The organism is Rhizobacter sp. P2_H3 (assembly GCF_056403355.1).
In genome coordinates, this window is the sequence record NZ_JBFUFQ010000127.1 from 1 (window position 1) to 16,469 (window position 16,469).

Sequence of the window (16,469 nt, forward strand, 5' to 3'; positions counted from 1 at the left end):
CGCACCGGGTGGCCGAAGCGCTCGGCCTGCGGCTGCCGCCCGGCCCGTGGCACACGCAGCGCGACGAGCTGGCCTCGCTGGCCGGCGAGCTGGGCGTGCTGGCCGGTGCGCTCGGCAAGATCGCGAAAGACATCTCGCTGATGGCGCAGGGCGAGCTCGGCGAGCTGGCCGAGCCGTCGGGCGCCGGCCGCGGCGGCTCGTCGACGATGCCGCACAAGCGCAACCCGGTGGCCGCGATGACGGCGCTGGCCGCCGCGCTGCGCACGCCGCACCGCGTGGCCGCGCTGCTGGCCGCGATGGTGCAGGAGCATGAACGCGGCCTCGGCAACTGGCAGGCTGAGCTGGCCGAGACCGCGGGGCTTTACCTCGGCGTGCACGGCGCGCTGAAGGCGCTCGCCGATGCGGCGCCGGGCCTGCAGGTCGATGCCGCGCGGATGCGGCACAACATCGACGCGCAGCACGGGTTGGTGTTCGCCGAGGCGGTGGCGATGCAGCTGGCGCAGCAGCTCGGCAAGGCGCGTGCGCACGCGCTGCTCGAGGCCTGGTCGCACGAGGCGGTGGCCGCACGGCGCCCGCTGCGCGAGGTGCTGCTGCAGGCGCTGTCGAAGGACGATGCGCTGCGCGCGCAGCTCGGCGCCGACCAGGTCGAGGCGCTGTTCTCAGTCGAGCGCGCCGCGGCGCACGCGAGTCGCGTCGCCGATCCTCAGCTGGCGAGCTGGCAGCAGCGTGCCGACGCGCTGGCGGCCGAGGCGCCGTGGTCGGCCTGGTTGCCGCACTGATCTCCCTCCCATTCTCGAAAGGGCCACGATGCCGGAGCAACAGGACGATTTCGACCGCGGCGTGAAGAACCGCCGCGCGGTGCTGGGCGATGCGTGGGTCGACCAGTCGCTGGACAACACCTCCGCGTTCAATGCCGAGTTCCAGTCGCTGATCACGCGCTATGCGTGGCACGACATCTGGGGCCGCCCGGGGCTGGACACGACGACCCGCCGCCTGCTGGTGCTGGGGATGACGATGGGCCTCGCGCGCTGGGAGGAGTTCGAGCTGCATTGCCGGGCCGCGGTGCGCGGGGGCGTGCCGGTCGAGAAGATCCGCGAGACGCTGATGCAGGGCGCGATCTACTGCGGCGTGCCGGCCGCCAACACGGCCTTCAAGCTGACCACGCAGATCCTGCGCGACGAAGGGCTGCTGCCGCCCCCCGCGCCGCTGTCGGCCGGCGTGCGCACGTCGAGCCATCACACCTTCAGCCGCCCGCAGCTGAAGGTCGCGCTGCAGGGCGAGGGCACGCCGGTGGTGCTGAGCCATGCGCTGGGCCTGGAGCTCGGCATGTGGGACGCACTGGCCGCCGCGCTCGCGCCGCGCCACGAGGTGCTGCGCTACGACCACCGCGGCCACGGTGGCTCGGCCGTGCCGGCGGGCCCGTACCGCATGGACGAGCTGGTCGACGATGCGGCCCGCGTGATCCGCGAATGGGGTGCCGGCCCGGTGGCCTGGGTCGGGCTCTCGCTCGGCGGCATGGTGGGGCAGGGCCTCGCGATCCGCCATCCGGAGCTGGTGCGCTCGCTGGTGCTCGCCAACACCACCGCGCACTACCCCGAGGCGGCGCAGGCGGCCTGGGCGCAGCGCATCGCGGCCGTCGAGCAGGGCGGGCTGGAGGCGATTGCCGGCATGGTGATGGAGCGCTACTTCCACGCCGGCTTCCGCAGCGGCCGGCCCGACGCGCTGGCGGCGTTCCGCGCGGCGCTGCTGCGCACGTCGGCCGCCGGCTATGCGGCGACCTGCCACGCGGTGCGCGAGGTCGACTGGCTCGAGCGCCTGCCGCAGGTGCGCTGCCCGACGCTCGTGATCGCCGGCGCGCTGGACGTGGGGGCGCCGGTCGCGATGTCGCAGGCCATCGCCGAGCGCATTCCCGGCGCGCGGCTCGAGGTGCTGGCCGAGGCCTCGCACCTGAGCGTGGCCGAGCAGCCGCAGCAGTTCGCGGCGCTCGTCGAGGGCTTCCTTGGGGCCTAGCGCGACGACTTGAGGAAGCGGTTGCTCAGCAGCGGCCGGCCGCGCACCGCGGCCCCGCGGTTGCCGAGCACGCCCAGCGACTGCGCCGATTCCTGCGCCGCCGAGAGGGCCGGGCAGGCGCCGGTCGCCCGGTAGGCGAGCGCGGCCTTCAGCAGGCCTTCGTCCGGGCTGCCGAGCGGCTGCGACAGGTCGTCCGACGCCGCGCAGCCGGCAATGCCGGTGGCGCCGCTGCCGTTCGGCACGAAGCCGTCGGCATAGTCGCCGAAGCCCTTCGCGTTGACGCCCTGGAACTCGATCGGGAAGTACGAGATGCCGCAGTTGTCCTGGGCCGCGAAGCCGTAGGGCTTGCCGCAGGTGCCGCCGCCGATCTGCCGCACGTCGAGATCGACGCCGCGCAGGCCGTTGATCACCGCCTCGCTGGCCGAGCAGGTCTCGGAGGTGGTGAGCACGTAGACGCGCGACAGGTCGAGCGTCGGCAGCGCCGCGTTGGCGGTGCTGGTGGCCTGGAATCCGAACGGCGCCTGTGCGTTGTCGGACGTGCGCTTCGCGTTGTAGTTGAGCTTCTCGAACGTCTTGCCGGCGGTGCGCGCCGGGCCGGCGATCATGTAGGCCAGCTCGCTCGCGATGTACAGGTAGCCGCCGCCGTTGTAGCGCAGGTCGAGCACCAGGTCGGTCACGCCCTGGGCCTTCAGCGACGAGACGGCTTCGATCAGCTGCGCCTCGGCCGGCGCGACGTGCGAGTTGAAGACGATGGTGCCGACGTTGCCGGTGGCCGTGGAGACCACGCTGTAGTTCAGCACCGGCTTGGTGGTGACGGCCACGGTCGTCAGCGAGACGCTGACCTGGCCGACGCCCGCGCGGGTGAAGACGAAGGTGTGCGTGCCACCGGCGTCGCTCGGGAACAGGCCGGCATTGAGCACGTCGACGCCGGCCGAGGTGTCGTCGTCGGCCGAGACGCCGTCGACGGTCACCAGCGTGTCGCCGCGCAGCACGCCCTTGGTGGCGGCCTCGGTGCCCGGCGTCACGTAGGCCACGCGCAGGCCGCGCGGCTTCGTCGGCGACTGCATGCGCCAGTTGATGCCGTTGCCGGCCTCGACGCCGGAGTCGAATATCGCGTCGGAGGTGGAGGTCGGCAGGATGAAGCTGAACTTGTCCTTGCGCGCGCCGCTCGCGGTGAGCCGGATCGTCTTCAGGGCCTGGAAATAGTTGTCGAGCGAGCCGTAGACGTCGGACGTGTTGCTGTACTGCGCCAGCCCGGGGGTGATGGCCGGGACTTCGTCGTACCAGAGGTAGGCATCGTTCAGGTAGGCGCGCACCCACTGCTTCTCGACGTCGAGGCTGCCGGTGTGGGTCGACGCATACGGATTGGTCGGGGCGCATTGTTGCGCGTACTGCGACGACGACGCGAGGCGGTTGCTGGAGTCGCCGTCCGAACCACCGCCGCAGGCGGTGAGGGTGGCTGCCGCGACGAGCAGGCTGGCCCAGGTGGCGCGCACGCGTGCGCCGGCTTGCCGTTGGCGTAGAACTCCCATTCCTCGCTCCCGATTCATTGGTTGAACGCCGACTATACCGGTGCAGGCGGATTGCCGGCGCCGCCGAGCTGGCGCGACAGCTGCGCGGCGCAGCCCTTCAGCGCGACCGCGACCGGGCCGGTGGCCTGCACATCGAAGGTGGCGTTCGGCCCGATCGCCGCCAGGCTGAGCACCAGCTCGCCGTGCAGGTCGAACACCGGCGCCGCCAATGCGCTGACGCCGGGCACCGTCCCGTCGACGACGCGGCTCAGGCCCTCGGCGCGGATGGCCGCCAGCTGGCCGCTGAAGGCGGCGTCCAGCGTGCGCCGGCAGCCGTGCGGCTCCTGTGCCAGCAGCTCGCGCAGGCGGGCCGGTGGCAGGTGCGCGGCGAACAGCAGGCCCGACGCCGTGCCGCGCATCGACATCACGGTGCCGTGCCGCATGTTGACGTGCACCGCGGACGGTGCCTCTTCGACGCGCACGATGGTCGGCCCGCGGTTGCCCCACACCGCGATCGCGACGGTGTGGCCGACCTGCGCCGCGAGCGCCGGCAGCAGCGGCGTGGCCAGGCGCAGCGGATCGAACTGCTGCAGGCTGATCAGGCCCAGTTCCATCGCGAGCGGACCGAGCCCGTAGCGGCCCGACGCGGCATCCTGCGCGATCAGCCCGAGCTTGCCGAAGCTGACGAGGTAGGGGTGGGCCTTGGCCGCTGCCATGCCGGCTTCGCGCGCCAGGTCTTTCAAGGCCATCGGCCGGCCGTGGTGGGCGAGCGCACGCAGCAGCTGGCCGCCGACCTCGATGCTCTGGATGCCGCGAGGGGTGCTGGGGATCATTCTGAAATTCGTGTATGTAGAATGGATTAGACAGTAACGAATCCGCTGTCGGAAATCAAGGAGACCCGCGATGGCTTCACCTGAACCCCTGCGCTACCAGGGCGGCTTCAGCAACCAGTTCGCGAGCGAGGCGGTGCCCGGCGTGCTGCCGCTCGGACGCAACAGCCCGCAGAAGGCGGCGCACGGCCTGTATGCCGAGCTGCTGAGCGGCAGCGCGTTCACCGCGCCGCGCGCCGAGAACCGGCGCACCTGGATGTACCGGCGCCAGCCGTCGGTGGTGGTCGGCGGCTATGCGCCGTATGCGCAGCCGTGGTGGAAGAGCGGCGCGGCCGACGGCGTGGCGGCGCCGCCCGACCCGCTGCGCTGGGCGCCGACACCGGTGCCCGAGGCAGAAGCCCAGCCGCTGGACTTCGTCGACGGGCTGCGCAGCATCGTCGTCAACGGCGACGTCGATGCGCAGGTCGGCATGGCTGCGCACATCGCGTTCATCAACCGCTCGATGACGCAGCGCGCCTTCGTCAATGCCGATGGCGAGATGCTGCTGGTGCCGCAGCAGGGCACGCTCATGATCACCACCGAGCTCGGCCTGCTGCAGGTGGCGCCCGGCGAGATCGCGCTGCTGCCGCGCGGCCTGGCCTTCAAGGTGGCGGTCGACGGGCCGTCGCGGGTGTACGTCTGCGAGAACCACGGCGCGCATTTCCGCTTGCCGGAACTCGGCCCGATCGGCAGCAACGGGCTCGCGAACCCGCGCGACTTCCAGGCCCCGGTCGCCGCGTTCGAGCCCGACGCGGCACCGCACGAGCTGATCAAGAAATACGGCGGCCGGCTGTGGTCGGCCCGCTGCGCGGCCTCGCCGTTCAACGTGGTCGGCTGGCACGGCAACCTGGCGCCGCTGAAGTACGACACGGCCAACTTCATGACGATCGGCTCGATCAGCTTCGACCACCCGGACCCGTCGATCTTCACGGTGCTCACGTCGCCGAGCGACACGCCGGGCACGGCCAATTGCGACTTCGTGATCTTCCCGCCGCGCTGGCTGGTGGCCGAGGACACCTTCCGCCCGCCCTGGTACCACCGCAACCTGATGAGCGAGTTCATGGGCCTGGTGCTCGGGCAGTACGACGCCAAGCCCGAAGGCTTCCGCCCCGGCGGTGCCAGCCTGCACAACTGCATGGTGCCGCACGGGCCGGACGCCGACGCGTTCGAGCGCGCCTCGAATGCGCCGCTCGCGCCGCACAAGCTCGACAACACGCTGGCCTTCATGTTCGAAAGCCGGTACCGTTTCCGGCCGACCGAATGGGCGATGAGCGGCGGCGCACTCGATGCCGCCTATGCCGATTGCTGGCGCAACCTGAAGGATGGATTCCAATGAGCGGCGCTCTCGACGACACGAACGACGCGGGGCTGCGCAGCTGGGTCGCGTCGGCACAGGATCCGCTGGCCGACTTTCCGATCCAGAACCTGCCGCTCGGGCGCTTTCGACGCCAGGGCAGCGACGAGCCCTGGCGCGGTGGCGTGGCGATCGGCGATCAGGTGCTCGACCTGCGCCTCGCGCACGAGCTGTGCCCGTGGTCGCCCGAGGTGTCGCGGGTGATGGAGCCGCTGGCACGCGGCGATCTCAACGCCTTCATCGCGCTGGGGGCTGCGGCACGCCGCACGCTGCGCGCCGCGTTGTCGAATGCGTTGCGCGAAGGCTCCGACGACGAGCCGTGGCTGCAATCCTGCCTGGTGCCGCAGGCACAGGCCGCGATGGCGCTGCCGTGCGAGGTCGGCGACTACACCGATTTCTACACCGGCATCCACCACGCGACGACCGTCGGAAAACTGTTCCGCCCGGACCAGCCGCTGCTGCCGAACTACGAATGGGTGCCGATCGGCTACCACGGCCGCAGCTCGTCGCTGCAGGTCAGCGGGCAGGCCTTCCACCGCCCGCGCGGGCAGTACAAGACAGAAGCCCAGGCGCCGGTGTTCGGGCCGTGCCAGCGGCTGGACTATGAACTGGAGCTCGGCGCGATCATCGGCCCCGGCAACGCGCTCGGCGAGCCGATCCCGATGGCGCGGGCCGAGGAACACCTGGCCGGGCTGGTGCTGCTGAACGACTGGTCGGCGCGCGACGTGCAGGCCTGGGAGTACCAGCCGCTCGGGCCCTTCCTCGGGAAGAGCTTCGCGACCACGCTGTCGCCGTGGATCGTCACGATGGAGGCGCTGCAGCCGTTCCGCCGGCCGTTCGAGCGGGCGGCCGACCGGCCGCAGCCGCTGCCCCACCTCGATGGCGAAGGCAACCGCGCACAGGGCGCGATCGACATCGTGCTGGAGGTGTGGCTGCAGACGCCGGCGATGCGCGAGCGCGGCGACGCGGCGGTGCGGCTGATGCAATCGAACTTCCGCGACGCGTACTGGACGCTCGCGCAGCTGGTGGCCCACCACAGCAGCAACGGCTGCAACCTGCGCCCGGGCGACCTGCTGGGCAGCGGCACGCAATCGGGGCCGCTGCCGGAGCAGGGCGGCTCGCTGCTGGAGCTGACGCAGGGCGGCAAGCTGCCGATCACGCTGCCGAACGGCGAGACGCGGCGTTTCCTGCAGGATGGCGACAGCGTCGCGCTGCGAGCGTTCTGCGAGCGCGCCGGGCAGCGGCGCATCGGGTTCGGCGAGTGCGTGGCCGAGGTGCTGGCGGCGCGGTCTTAACCTTCGCTTCACCAACCCCTAATCGAGTTCTAACCGCGGGCCCTTATCTTTCGACTCATGCGGAATCCCCCGCGACGCTTGTCCCCAGGAGATCACATGAAGATGAAGTCGTTGACCGCTGCGCTTGCCGCAGCCGGCCTGCTGGCCGCCGGATCGGCCGGCGCCTTCAGCCTGACGCCCGAGTGGCTGAAGAGCAAACCCGAGGCGAAGCCCGCCGCCGTGACCTCGACCGCGCCGGCACCGGTGCCGATGCTGCCGGCCGCGGGCCAGGTGCCCAACTACCGCGCGATCGTCGCGACCTCCGGCCCGGCCGTCGTCGGTGTCACGGTGGCCGGCCTGCACAAGGCCTCGGCCGAGGAGCAGCAGCAGCAAGGCCTGCCGCCCGGCGCCGAGAACGATCCGTTCTTCCAGTTCTTCCGCGGCCTGCCGGGCTTCCAGCAGCGCGGCCAGCGCGGCAACCCGTCGGTGCCGTTCCGCGGCCAGGGCTCGGGTTTCATCATCAGCGCCGACGGCCTGATCCTGACCAATGCCCACGTGGTGCGCGAAGCCAAGGAAGTGACCGTCAAGCTCAGCGACCGCCGCGAGTTCTCGGCCAAGGTGCTGGGCTCGGACGCCGCCACCGACATCGCGGTGCTGCGCATCCAGGCCAAGGACCTGCCGATCGTGCGCCTGGGCGACCCGCAGAACATCGAGGTCGGCGACCCGGTGCTCGCGATCGGCGCGCCCTACGGCTTCGAGCAGACCGCCACCACCGGCATCATCAGCGCGAAGGGCCGCTCGCTGCCCGGCGACGCGGTGGTGCCCTTCATCCAGACCGATGCGGCGGTGAACCCCGGCAACTCCGGCGGCCCGCTGTTCGACGGCACCGGGGCGGTGATCGGCATCAATGCGCAGATCTATTCGCAGACCGGCGGCTTCCAGGGGCTGAGCTTCGCGATCCCGATCAATGTCGCGCTGAAGGTGAAAGACCAGATCGTCGCGACCGGCCGCGCCACGCATGGCCGCCTGGGTGTCGCGGTGCAGGACGTGAACCAGAGTCTGGCCGAGTCGTTCGGCATGAAGCGGCCTGACGGCGCGCTGGTCGCGAAGGTCAGCAAGGACAGCGCGGCCGAGAAGGCCGGCCTGAAGCCGGGTGACGTGATCACCGCGGTGAACGGCGACCCGATCGTGCGCTCGGGGGCGTTGTCGAGCCGCATCGGTCTGGCGGCGCCGGGCGACAAGGTGAAGTTGTCGGTGTGGCGCGACCGGGCCGAGCGTTCGATCGACGTGAAGCTGGGCGGTGCCGATCCGGACGAGGATGTGGCGTCCGCCAACGGCGGCGATTCGCAGGGCGTGCAGCTCGGGCTGTCGCTGCGCCAGCTGACGCGCGAAGAGAAGCGCCAGAGCAAGCTGGAGCAGGGCCTGGTGATCGAGAACGTCGACGGCCCGGCGGCGCGCGCCGGCATCGAGGCGGGCGACGTGCTGCTGGCCATCAACGGCAAGCCGGTCACGTCGATCGAGCAGGTGCGTGCGGTGATGGCCGGCAAGCCGAAGAGCGTGGCGCTGCTGGTCGAGCGCGACGGGGAGCGGATCTTCGTGCCGGTGAACCTGGGCTGACGGCTGCGGCTGTTGGATGGGGAAAGGCCGCCTGCGGGCGGCCTTTTCCGTTGTAGGCGGGCTCACACCTCCTTGTCGTCGATCGCTGCGCGTCCTTTGTCGACATGGGCCTGGAGGCAATCCGTGCACACCGGTCTGCGCTGCAGAGGATGGATGCCTTCCCGCAAGAATCGGCGATCCAGCAAGCGTTCGCAGAGCGCGCAATGACCGGCCTCGTCTGGAGCGAGGGCGGCTCCCGATTTCGCACAGCGGAATGGAACTGTTGTCAATGTGGCCTCACCGGTTGTCGGTTGGATCGAAGGCCGCAGCTTGCCATGCCAGCCGAGTCCTACGGCGCGCGGCTTCCAGGCTGACAAGCCCGTGCGTACCTGCCCGTCCCGCACGGCCGGCCTCGTCCCAGGCACCCGCCGTGTCGCCCGCAGTCCAATGAAGTTCACCTTGATGACAAGAAAGGACTTCATCATGAACAGCCACAAGCCTCTGCTCGCCCCGCTCGCCGCTGCGCTGGCCATCGCCTCCGGCACCGCCGTCTGGGCCCAGGACGACCGCGCCCCGCTGCCCGCTGCCAAGCAGGCCGGTGACATCACCTACGTGACGGGCGGCGTGGCCTATGAAGAGGTGCCGGCGTTCAAGGACGCCAAGCGCGACTACCCGCTCGCGATCGAGATCTACGAGAAGGCCGGCGCGAAGAACCAGTTCACCGCCGACACGCAGGTCAAGCTGATCGACAAGGAAGGCGACGTCGTGTTCGACGCGCAGGCAGACGGCCCCTACATGCTGGTGAAGGCACCGGCGGGGCAGTACAAGATGGAAGCCACGCTGAACGGCAGGACCGTCACGAAGCAGGTCACCGTGAACTCGCGCGGCACGGCCAATCCGGTGGTGGTGTTCCCGCAGGGCACCGACTGACCCACGCAGCGCGTTCACTGCGCTGACGACGGCTCCGTCATCAGCGCGGTGTAGCGGCGCTGCATCTCGTCGGGCGTGAGTTGCTCGATGCTGTGGCCGATCAGCCATTCGTGGCCGAACGGATCACGCAGCTTGCAACTGCGCTCGCCATAGAACTGATCGGTCGGTGCCATCAGCACGGTGGCCCCGGCCGACACCGCTTGCTCGAGCACCGCGTCGGCGTTGTCGACGTGCAGGTGCACGCTGGCGTAGCTGGTGGAACCTCCTATGGGCGGCGCTTCGATGCCGTATTCGGGGAACGCGTCCGACAGCATCAACACCGACGGACCGAGTTCCATCTCGGCGTGCCCGATGCGCCCCGACGGCTCGGTCAGGCGGAACAGCTCCTTCGCACCGAAGGCCTGCGTGTAGAACGCGATCGCCGCGGCGGTGTCGCGCACGCGCAGGTAGGTGAACACTTCATGGATCATCGCGGGCTCCTTGGGGTCATCGGGCCGAAGCGTAGGGGTCCGCCCGGTTCGCTGTCTTGAAGATTTTTTCCGCGGTGTGGCTGGCCTGGTCCGGTGCGAGCGGCTGATAGGCCGTCGGCGTGAGCCCCGAGAAGCTGCGGAACTCACGCACCAGGTGGGCTTGGTCGGCATGGCCTTCAGCGAGCGCGAGCGCTGTCCAGTCGATCGGCGTGCCCGAGGTTCGGCAGCGTGCAGCGATCTGCACGATGCGCTGGAACCGGGCGATCCGCAGGTAGCGCTTGGGCGTCAGCCCGACGCGTTGCGAGAACTCGGCGATGAAGCGCTTCGGCGACCAGCCGAGCGCGCCCCGCACCTCGGCAACGCTGTGCGGCACCGAGCCCTCGAACGCTTGCAGGGCCCATGCGATCGGCGCATCGGCAGCGTGCTGCGGCGCCCGGTGCAGGCGCGACAGCAGCCAGGCTTCCAGATGACGCAGCCGCGCGCCCGCGCCGTGCAAGGCCTGCAGACGGTCGCGCAACGCGGCCGCCTCGGGGCCCCACAGCTCGTCGGGCGTGGCGGGCGTCGACAGTTCCGTCAGCGGCACGCCGAACAGTGCCGCGGCCCCGCCGGCCCGGAAATGCACGCCGACCACCGAGGAGGGCTCACCGGTCTCGCGAAAGAAGGGCAGCTGCTGCGGCGCCTGCACAATGCCGCCGGAAAAGCGTCGGCCCTGCAGGTCATCTGCCGACGCGAAGCGGTTCAGGTGGGTCTGCCGCAGCGCGATGATCAGGTCGGCCCGGCCGGTCGGCAGGTTGCGCTCGCGCGCATGCGGCATCGCGCCGCGCTCGCTGGCCCACAGCACATCGACGAACGCGTCGAGCGGCGGGGCGGGGGTGTGGCGCACGAACATGCGCCGCACCATAAGCCCTCACAGGCTGGTGCGCAACTTCCAGATCTCGGGGAACAGCACCACGTCGAGCATCTTGCGCAGGTAGCCCACGCCGCTCGTGCCGCCGGTGCCGCGCTTGAAGCCGATCACGCGCTCCACCGTCGTCACATGGCGGAAGCGCCAGAGGCGGAACGCATCTTCCAGGTCGGTCAGCTCCTCGCCGAGCTGGTACAGGTCCCAGTGCTGCTGGGGCGCGCGGTAGGCCACCAGCCACGCCTGCTCGACGGCATCGTCGCTCACGTACGGCTGCGACCAGTCGCGTTCCACATGCGAGGCCGGCACCGGCAGCCCGCGCCGCGCCAGCAGCCGCAGCGCCTCGTCGTACAGCGACGGCGCGCGGTACGCCGCCTCGACACGCGCCAGGATCTCCGGCGTGTGCGCATGCGGCTTCAGCATCGCCGCGTTCTTGTTGCCCAGCATGAACTCGATGCAGCGGTACTGCCAGCTCTGGAAGCCGCTGCTGTTGCTCAGGTACGGCCGGATCGCCGAGTACTCCGGCGGCGTCATCGTCGCGAGCACGTCCCACGCATGCACCAGCTGCTCCATGATGCGGCTCACGCGCGCCAGCATCTTGAAGGCGGTGCCCAGGTCGTCGCTCGCGACGCGCTGCACCGCCGCGCCCAGCTCGTGCAGCATCAGCTTCATCCACAGCTCGCTGGTCTGGTGCTGCACGATGAACAGCATCTCGTTGTGTTCGGGCGACAGCGGGTGCTGCGCGTTCAGCACCTCGTCGAGGTGCAGGTAGTCGCCATAGCTCATGTCGCTCGAGAAGTCGAGCTGCGCACCTTCCTCGCGGACGATCTTCTCGCCGTCGGTGTTGCCGGATTCGTGATGCGGGCAGCTCATGTCACCGCCGCGCGCTGGTTGAAGCGGGCCTGCTGCCACTCGCCGGTCTGCAGCACCTGCACCAGGTGCTCCACCGCCTCCCACACGTCGACGAAGCGCGTGTACAGCGGCGTGAAGCCGAAGCGCAGGATGTCGGGCGCGCGGAAGTCGCCGATCACGCCGCGCGCGATCAGTGCCTGCATGATCGGGTAGCCGCCGTCGGCACGCGCGAAGCTCGCCTGGCTGCCGCGCTGCGCCGCATCGCGCGGCGTCTGCAGCGTGAGCCCGTGGCCGGCGCAGCGCGCCTCCACCAGCGCGATGAACAGCTCGCTCAGCGCGATCGACTTGCGGCGCAGCGCCGGCTGCCCGCCGAGGGCTTCGGCGGCGAGCATCGTGTCGACGCCGCATTCCAGCGCGGCCAGCGACAGCACCGGCGGCGTGCCGCAGATGAAGCGGCCGATGCCGGCGGCGGGGTGGTAGTCGGGCGTGAACTGGAACGGCGCCGCATGGCCGAGCCAGCCCGACAGCGGCTGCCACAGCTGCTCGGCGTCCATGCGCGCGGTGATCGTCGGGTGCACCCAGACGAAGGCCGGCGCGCCGGGCCCGCCGTTCAGGTACTTGTAGCCGCAGCCCACCGCGAAGTCGGCCGCGCCGGCACGCGGGCCGCTGCCCTTCAGGTTCACCGGCACCGCGCCGGCCGAGTGCGCGAGATCCCACACCACCAGCGCGCCCGCGGCATGCACCGCGAGGTTGGTCTCTTCCATGCGGTGCATGCGGCCGCTGCGGTAGTTCACGTGCGTCAGCATCAATACCGCGAGGCGGTCGTCGATCAGCGCCGGGATCTCGTCGGCCTCGGCCAGCACCAGCTCGAAGCCGCGCTGCCGCGCCAGGCTCTCGGCGATGTACAGGTCGGTCGGGAAGTTGAAGCGCTCCGAGACGATGCGCTTGCGGCCCGGCGTGTCGCGCTGCGCCAGGTCGAGCGCGGCCGACAAGGCCTTGAACAGGTTCACCGAGGTCGAGTCGGCGACGATCAGCTCATCGGGCCCGGCCCCCAGCAGCGAGGCGATCTTGTTGCCGATGCGCTGCGGCAGGTCGATCCAGCCGGCGGTGTTCCAGCTCTTGATCAGGTCGCGGCCCCATTCGGCGGTGGCGACCTGCTGCACGCGGGCTGCGGTGGCGCGCGGCAGGGCGCCGAGCGAATTGCCGTCGAGGTAGATCACGCCGTCGGGCAGGTCGAACAGCGCGCGCAGCGGCGCCAGTTCATCACGGGCGTCGAGCGCCAGGCAGTCTTGTCGTGTCGTCATTCGGGAGGTCTTTCAGAGTTCTCGCAACACCGCGCGCACCGGCGAGGCACAGGCCAGCATCAGCTTCAGCGGCAGCGCGATCAGTTCGTAGTCGCCGGCCGGCACGTCGTCGAGCACCAGGTTCTCCAGCACGCGCAGATCGCGCGCCAGCAGCTGGTGATGGCTGTCCAGCGTCTTGCTGTCGGCCGGGTCGACCGACTGGCTGTCGATGCCCACCAGCCGCACGCCGCGGTCGGCCAGCCAGACGATGGTCTCGGGGGCGAACGAGCTGAACTCGGGCGACCACGCGGTCGGCGCCTTCAGCACGCTGCGCACCAGCACGCGCGGTGGCAGGTCGGCGGCGAACGGCGCCAGGTGCTCCGGCCGCACCAGCGGGCCGACGCCGATCGCGTGGATCACGCGGCAGCGGCCCAGGTACGGCGCCAGGTCGACCGCGCCGATGGCCGGCGCATCGTCGCCGTAGTGCAGCGGCGCATCGGCGTGCGCGCCGATGTGCGGCGACATCGTGATCGCGCTCAGGTTGACCGGGCAGCCCGGGCCGATGCGCGCGGTCCAGGCCTGCGAGTAGGCCTCGTCGCCGGGGAACAGCGGCGAGTCGGGGGCGATGGGTGGGGAGATGTCCCAGAGCTTTTTCACGGCCGGAACAGTAGCACCGCCGTTGGCGTCGTGGTGTCGGTTATTTCAGACATCCCGTCGTGGCCAATAAATGCTTGACACCTGAAATATCAAGCTCTAAATTTCATCGGCCCGGCGATTTCCGCCGTGGCGCTCCGGAGATCACGCACATGCGCATCGCCTGCATCGGCGGCGGCCCCGCGGGCCTGTACTTCGCGCTGTTGATGAAGAAGCAGGACCCGTCGCACGAGGTCACGGTGATCGAGCGCAACCGCGCCGACGACACCTTCGGCTGGGGCGTCGTGTTCTCCGACCAGACGCTCGGGGCCGTGCAGCGCAGCGACCCGAAGAGCGCGGCGCAGATCCTCGATGCGTTCAACCACTGGGACGACATCGAGGTGCACTTCAAGGGCGAGGTAGTCCGCTCGTCCGGCCATGGCTTCTGCGGCATCGGCCGGCGCAAGCTGCTGAACATCCTGCAGGACCGTTGTGCCGAAGAGGGCGTGCGGCTGCGCTTCGAGACCGAGTGCAGCGACGACACCGCGCTCGATGCCGACCTCGTGATCGCCTGCGACGGCCTGAACAGCCGCATCCGCAGCCGCTACGCCGCCACCTACGAGCCCGATGTCGAAACCCGGCTGTGCCGCTTCGTCTGGCTCGGCACGCGCAAGCGCTTCGATGCGTTCACGTTCGCGTTCGAGCGCACCGAGTGGGGCTGGTTCCAGGTGCACGCCTACCGCTTCGATGCCGACACCTCCACCTTCRTCGTCGAGGCGCCCGAGCCGGTGTGGCGCGCCGCGGGCCTGGCCGACATGGGCAAGGAAGAGAGCATCGCGTTCTGCGAGAAGCTGTTCGCGAAGATCCTGGACGGCCATGCGCTGATGTCGAACGCGGCGCACCTGCGCGGCTCGGCGCAGTGGATCCGCTTCCCGCGGGTGGTCTGCAAGCGGTGGGTGCACCACAATGGCCGCGCGCCGGTCGTGCTGATGGGCGACGCGGCGCACACCGCGCATTTCTCGATCGGCTCGGGCACCAAGCTCGCACTCGAGGATGCGATCGACCTGGCGGCGGCGATCGCTGCGCACCCCGGCGCCCTCGACCAGGCCCTGGCCGCCTACGAGGCGCAACGCAGCATCGAGGTGCTGAAGATCCAGAACGCGGCGCGCAACTCCACCGAATGGTTCGAGAACGTCGAACGCCATGCGCGGCTCGACGCACCGCAGTTCGCGTACTCGCTGCTGACGCGCTCGCAGCGCATCTCGCACGAGAACCTGCGGCTGCGCGATGCGGCCTACGTCGGCGGCTACGAACGGTGGCTGGCGCAGCGCGCCGGGCTCGACGGCACGCACACCGTGCCGCCGATGTTCACGCCGTTCACGCTGCGCGGCGTGACGCTGAAGAACCGCGTCGTCGTCTCGCCGATGGCGCAGTACAGCGCGGTCGACGGCGTGCCGGGCGACCACCACCTGGTGCACCTGGGGGCCCGGGCGCTGGGCGGCGCGGGCCTGGTGTTCGCCGAGATGACCTGCACCTCGCCCGATGCGCGCATCACGCCGGGCTGCCCCGGGCTGTACACCGATGCGCAGATGCGGGCGTGGCAGCGCATCGTCGATTTCGTGCACCAGGGCAGCAGCGCGAAGATCGCGATGCAGCTGGGCCATGCCGGCGCGAAGGGCTCGACACGCGTGCCGTGGGATGGAGAAGACCTGCCGCTGGCCGAAGACAACAGTGAGGGCAACTGGCCGCTGATCTCGGCCTCGCCGCAGCAGTACCTGGACGGCGTCAGCGCGTGGTCGCGGGCGATGACGCGCGACGACATGGACCGCGTCACTGCCGATTTCGTCGCGGCGACGAAGCGTGCCGCGCAGGCCGGCTTCGACTGGCTGGAGCTGCACTGCGCGCACGGCTACCTGCTGTCGTCGTTCCTGTCGCCGCTGACCAACCAGCGCACCGACGGGTATGGCGGCGAACTGGCGAACCGGTTGCGCTACCCGCTGGAGGTACTGATGGCGATGCGCGCGGCGTGGCCGGCCGACAAGCCGCTGTCGGTGCGCATCTCCGCGCACGACTGGGTGCCGGGCGGCACGACGCCCGACGATGCGATTGCCATCGCGCGGGCGTTGAAGGCGGCCGGTGCCGACCTGGTCGACGTGTCGTCCGGACAGGTCAGCCCGCAGCAGCGGCCGGTGTACGGGCGCATGTACCAGACGCCGTTCGCCGAGGCGATCCGCAACGAGGCCGGCATCGCGACGATGGCGGTCGGCGCGATCTTCGAGGCCGACCATGTGAACGGCATCATCGCGGCCGGCCGCGCCGACCTGTGCGCGATCGCGCGGCCGCACCTGGCGAACCCGGCCTGGACGCTGCTGGAGGCCGCGAAGATCGGCCATGTCAACGGCGTCGGGGCCGACTGGCCGCGGCAGTACGTCGCGGGGAAGTCGCAGCTGGAGCGCAACCTGGAGCGCGAGCGGGCGATGGCGGCGCAGACGGCGGGGCTGTCGGCGCAGGAGCAGGCGAACCTGGCGCAGGGGGTGTGATGGGGATGGACGGCTTGCACGCGGTGGTGACCGGCGGCGGCAGCGGGATCGGTGAGGCGATCGCGGCGGTGTTGCTGGGACAGGGGGTGCACGTGACATTGATGGGGCGAGATGAAGCCCGGTTGCTGGCGGCACGGGCGCGCTTGGCGGGCAGGGCTTCGACAGGCTCAGCCCGAACGGATTCCCCCCCGTTCGCTCCGGCTCCACCCCCGTTCGCCCTGAGCTTGTCGAAGGGTCGGGCTGAGC

General features: G+C 70.5%; 15 protein-coding genes. 8 read left to right on the top strand and 7 right to left on the bottom strand.

What is annotated here, in order from left to right; genetic code table 11:
* Together AC1D1T_RS20665 and pcaCD are read left to right on the top strand one after the other, a co-directional pair.
* On the top strand, positions 1–779 hold a 779-nt coding region (locus tag AC1D1T_RS20665), incomplete at its 5' end, for a lyase family protein (RefSeq protein ID WP_477992400.1).
* Positions 780–807: 28 nt separating this feature from the next.
* Positions 808–2,010 carry a bifunctional 4-carboxymuconolactone decarboxylase/3-oxoadipate enol-lactonase PcaCD gene (pcaCD, locus tag AC1D1T_RS20670; protein WP_465111105.1) on the top strand — a complete coding sequence of 401 codons (1,203 nt, stop codon included), beginning with the start codon at positions 808–810 and terminating at the stop codon, positions 2,008–2,010.
* Here pcaCD and AC1D1T_RS20675 read toward each other — a convergent pair.
* Together AC1D1T_RS20675 and AC1D1T_RS20680 are read right to left on the bottom strand one after the other, a co-directional pair.
* Entirely contained in the window at positions 2,007–3,542 is a 1,536-nt protein-coding gene (locus AC1D1T_RS20675) for a S41 family peptidase (protein ID WP_477992401.1), read from the bottom strand. The genes pcaCD and AC1D1T_RS20675 overlap by 4 nt on opposite strands.
* A 32-nt stretch (positions 3,543–3,574) precedes the next feature.
* Complete coding sequence (locus AC1D1T_RS20680; RefSeq protein ID WP_477825824.1) at positions 3,575–4,354, bottom strand: IclR family transcriptional regulator; 780 nt, start codon at positions 4,352–4,354, stop codon at positions 3,575–3,577.
* 70 nt (positions 4,355–4,424) lie between these two features.
* On the opposite strand from AC1D1T_RS20680, the gene hmgA reads away from it, so the two are divergent.
* The 4 genes from hmgA (at position 4,425) to AC1D1T_RS20700 (ending at position 9,544) form a co-directional block, all read left to right on the top strand.
* Positions 4,425–5,726: a homogentisate 1,2-dioxygenase gene (gene hmgA / locus AC1D1T_RS20685; RefSeq protein ID WP_477825825.1), complete on the top strand. Its 1,302-nt coding sequence runs from the start codon at positions 4,425–4,427 to the stop codon at positions 5,724–5,726.
* Entirely contained in the window at positions 5,723–7,039 is a 1,317-nt protein-coding gene (fahA, locus tag AC1D1T_RS20690) for a fumarylacetoacetase (RefSeq protein ID WP_477825826.1), read from the top strand. The genes hmgA and fahA overlap by 4 nt, the downstream gene beginning before the upstream one ends.
* A gap of 96 nt (positions 7,040–7,135) precedes the next feature.
* Positions 7,136–8,635 (top strand): Do family serine endopeptidase, encoded by a 1,500-nt coding sequence (locus AC1D1T_RS20695; RefSeq protein WP_047500625.1) that lies wholly within the window; start codon positions 7,136–7,138, stop codon positions 8,633–8,635.
* 462 nt (positions 8,636–9,097) lie between these two features.
* Positions 9,098–9,544, top strand: coding sequence for a carboxypeptidase regulatory-like domain-containing protein (locus AC1D1T_RS20700; protein ID WP_477992402.1), 447 nt, complete (start codon positions 9,098–9,100; stop codon positions 9,542–9,544).
* 14 nt (positions 9,545–9,558) lie between these two features.
* On the opposite strand, the gene AC1D1T_RS20705 is transcribed toward AC1D1T_RS20700, so the two are convergent.
* The 5 genes from AC1D1T_RS20705 to kynB are packed head-to-tail and all read right to left on the bottom strand — an operon-like array spanning position 9,559 to position 13,707.
* The gene (locus AC1D1T_RS20705) at positions 9,559–10,014 is read right to left on the bottom strand and encodes a VOC family protein (protein WP_477826240.1); all 456 of its coding nucleotides are present in this window, start codon (positions 10,012–10,014) and stop codon (positions 9,559–9,561) included.
* Between the two features lie 16 nt (positions 10,015–10,030).
* Complete coding sequence (locus AC1D1T_RS20710; RefSeq protein ID WP_477992403.1) at positions 10,031–10,903, bottom strand: DUF6597 domain-containing transcriptional factor; 873 nt, start codon at positions 10,901–10,903, stop codon at positions 10,031–10,033.
* An 18-nt stretch (positions 10,904–10,921) separates the two neighbouring features.
* On the bottom strand, positions 10,922–11,788 hold the full coding sequence (kynA, locus tag AC1D1T_RS20715; protein WP_477826238.1) for a tryptophan 2,3-dioxygenase: 867 nt from the start codon (positions 11,786–11,788) through the stop codon (positions 10,922–10,924).
* Entirely contained in the window at positions 11,785–13,071 is a 1,287-nt protein-coding gene (kynU, locus tag AC1D1T_RS20720) for a kynureninase (protein ID WP_477826237.1), read from the bottom strand. The genes kynA and kynU overlap by 4 nt, the downstream gene beginning before the upstream one ends.
* 12 nt (positions 13,072–13,083) lie before the next feature.
* A complete protein-coding gene (gene kynB / locus AC1D1T_RS20725) occupies positions 13,084–13,707 on the bottom strand; it encodes an arylformamidase (protein ID WP_477826236.1) in 624 nt (207 codons plus the stop codon).
* A 149-nt stretch (positions 13,708–13,856) separates the two neighbouring features.
* Between kynB and AC1D1T_RS20730 the strand changes: the two genes are divergently transcribed.
* Both AC1D1T_RS20730 and AC1D1T_RS20735 read left to right on the top strand, forming a co-directional pair.
* Positions 13,857–16,223 (top strand): bifunctional salicylyl-CoA 5-hydroxylase/oxidoreductase, encoded by a 2,367-nt coding sequence (locus AC1D1T_RS20730; protein ID WP_477992404.1) that lies wholly within the window; start codon positions 13,857–13,859, stop codon positions 16,221–16,223.
* A 5-nt stretch (positions 16,224–16,228) separates the two neighbouring features.
* Positions 16,229–16,469: SDR family NAD(P)-dependent oxidoreductase (locus AC1D1T_RS20735; RefSeq protein WP_477992405.1), on the top strand; the 241-nt coding region annotated here is incomplete at its 3' end.